At 52.7% G+C, this 3064-nt stretch carries 1 rRNA gene; it reads right to left on the bottom strand.

What is annotated here, in order from left to right:
- Positions 1-19 precede the first annotated feature (19 nt).
- Positions 20-2908 (bottom strand): 23S ribosomal RNA (locus PG881_RS23715).
- Between the last annotated feature and the right edge of the window lie 156 nt (positions 2909-3064).

Here is a 3064-nt window from a genome sequence, read left to right as displayed (position 1 = left end):
AACACTTCTTGGGTGTTGTATGGTTAAGCCTCACGGGTAATTAGTATGGGTTAGCTCAACACGTCGCCGCGCTTACACACCCCACCTATCAACGTTGTGGTCTCCAACGGCCCTTTAGGACCCTCAAGGGGTCAGGGATGACTCATCTCAGGGCTCGCTTCCCGCTTAGATGCTTTCAGCGGTTATCGATTCCGAACTTAGCTACCGGGCAGTGCCACTGGCGTGACAACCCGAACACCAGAGGTTCGTTCACTCCGGTCCTCTCGTACTAGGAGCAACTCCCTTCAATCATCCAACGCCCACGGCAGATAGGGACCGAACTGTCTCACGACGTTCTGAACCCAGCTCGCGTACCACTTTAAATGGCGAACAGCCATACCCTTGGGACCGACTTCAGCCCCAGGATGTGATGAGCCGACATCGAGGTGCCAAACACCGCCGTCGATATGAACTCTTGGGCGGTATCAGCCTGTTATCCCCGGAGTACCTTTTATCCGTTGAGCGATGGCCCTTCCATTCAGAACCACCGGATCACTATGACCTACTTTCGTACCTGCTCGACCTGTCCGTCTCGCAGTTAAGCTGGCTTATGCCATTGCACTAACCTCCTGATGTCCGACCAGGATTAGCCAACCTTCGTGCTCCTCCGTTACTCTTTGGGAGGAGACCGCCCCAGTCAAACTACCCACCAGGCACTGTCCGCGACCCGGATTCACGGGCCTGCGTTAGAACATCAAACATACAAGGGTGGTATTTCAAGGACGGCTCCAGCGCAACTGGCGTCACGCCTTCAAAGCCTCCCACCTATCCTACACATGTAGGTTCAATGTTCAGTGCCAAGCTGTAGTAAAGGTTCACGGGGTCTTTCCGTCTAGCCGCGGGTACACCGCATCTTCACGGCGAATTCGATTTCACTGAGTCTCGGGTGGAGACAGCATGGCCATGGTTACACCATTCGTGCAGGTCGGAACTTACCCGACAAGGAATTTCGCTACCTTAGGACCGTTATAGTTACGGCCGCCGTTTACCGGGGCTTCGATCAAGAGCTTCGCTTGCGCTAACCCCATCAATTAACCTTCCGGCACCGGGCAGGTGTCACACCCTATACGTCCACTTTCGTGTTTGCAGAGTGCTGTGTTTTTGATAAACAGTCCCAGCCATCTGGTCACTGCGACTCCCAACTGCTCCATCCGCAAGGGACTTCACTGTCAAGAGCGAACCTTCTCCCGAAGTTACGGTTCTATTTTGCCTAGTTCCTTCACCCGAGTTCTCTCAAGCGCCTTGGTATTCTCTACCCGACCACCTGTGTCGGTTTGGGGTACGATGACTTGTAATCTGAAGCTTAGAGGCTTTTCCTGGAAGCAGGGCATCAATGGCTTCCACACCGTAGTGTGTTCGTCTCGTGTCTCAGTGTTGTGTTTCCGGATTTGCCTAGAAACACCACCTACGCACTTTCACCAGGACAACCGTCGCCTGGCCCACCTAGCCTTCTCCGTCCCCCCATCGCAATTACAAGTCGTGCAGGAATATTAACCTGCTTCCCATCGACTACGCCTTTCGGCCTCGCCTTAGGGGTCGACTCACCCTGCCCCGATTAACGTTGGACAGGAACCCTTGGTCTTCCGGCGAGGAGGCTTTTCACCCCCTTTATCGTTACTTACGTCAGCATTCGCACTTCTGATATCTCCAGCATGCCTCTCGACACACCTTCGCAGACTTACAGAACGCTCCCCTACCACTCACGCTTAGCGTGAATCCGCGGCTTCGGTGCCTGGTTTGAGCCCCGTTACATCTTCCGCGCAGGCCGACTCGACTAGTGAGCTATTACGCTTTCTTTAAATGATGGCTGCTTCTAAGCCAACATCCTAGCTGTCTGAGCCTTCCCACATCGTTTCCCACTTAACCAGAACTTTGGGACCTTAGCCGGCGGTCTGGGTTGTTTCCCTCTTCACGACGGACGTTAGCACCCGCCGTGTGTCTCCCGGATATTACTTACTGGTATTCGGAGTTTGCATGGGGTTGGTAAGTCGGGATGACCCCCTAGCCCAAACAGTGCTCTACCCCCAGTAGTATTCGTCCGAGGCGCTACCTAAATAGCTTTCGGGGAGAACCAGCTATCTCCGAGTTTGATTGGCCTTTCACCCCCAGCCACAGGTCATCCCCTAACTTTGCAACGTTAGTGGGTTCGGTCCTCCAGTTGATGTTACTCAACCTTCAACCTGCCCATGGCTAGATCACCCGGTTTCGGGTCTACACCTTGCAACTAGACGCCCAGTTAAGACTCGGTTTCCCTACGGCTCCCCTATACGGTTAACCTCGCTACAAAATGTAAGTCGCTGACCCATTATACAAAAGGTACGCAGTCACCCCGAAGGGCTCCCACTGCTTGTACGTACACGGTTTCAGGTTCTATTTCACTCCCCTCACAGGGGTTCTTTTCGCCTTTCCCTCACGGTACTGGTTCACTATCGGTCAGTCAGGAGTATTTAGCCTTGGAGGATGGTCCCCCCATATTCAGACAGGATGTCACGTGTCCCGCCCTACTCGATTTCACATCAAGGTTGTTTTCGTGTACGGGGCTATCACCCTGTATCGCCGGCCTTTCCAGGACCGTTCCACTAACTTCCAAGATGCTTAAGGGCTAATCCCCGTTCGCTCGCCGCTACTGAGGGAATCTCGGTTGATTTCTTTTCCTCGGGGTACTTAGATGTTTCAGTTCTCCCGGTTCGCCTCGCTACGCTATGTATTCACGTAGCGATACCTAGCTTATGCTAAGTGGGTTTCCCCATTCGGAAATCCGTGAGTCGTAATGTCTCTTACCGACTGCTCACGGCTTATCGCAGGTTAGTACGTCCTTCATCGCCTCTGACTGCCAAGGCATCCACCATGTACGCTTAGTCACTTAACCATACAACCCCAAGAAGTGTCGGTGAAACCGACGCAGCTTGTTGCTGTACAACAAGGACCAAATAAAATTTGGTTTTCGCCAAGAAGTTTCCAAAGCACTTGTAACAAATGTTTGAGAACTACTTTTTAAATCAGCTTTCCAGATTGTTAAAGAGCA

The organism is Aeromonas sp. QDB54 (assembly GCF_027707385.1).
Classification (GTDB): domain Bacteria; phylum Pseudomonadota; class Gammaproteobacteria; order Enterobacterales; family Aeromonadaceae; genus Aeromonas; species Aeromonas hydrophila.
This window is presented reverse-complemented; position numbering and strand designations above follow the sequence as displayed.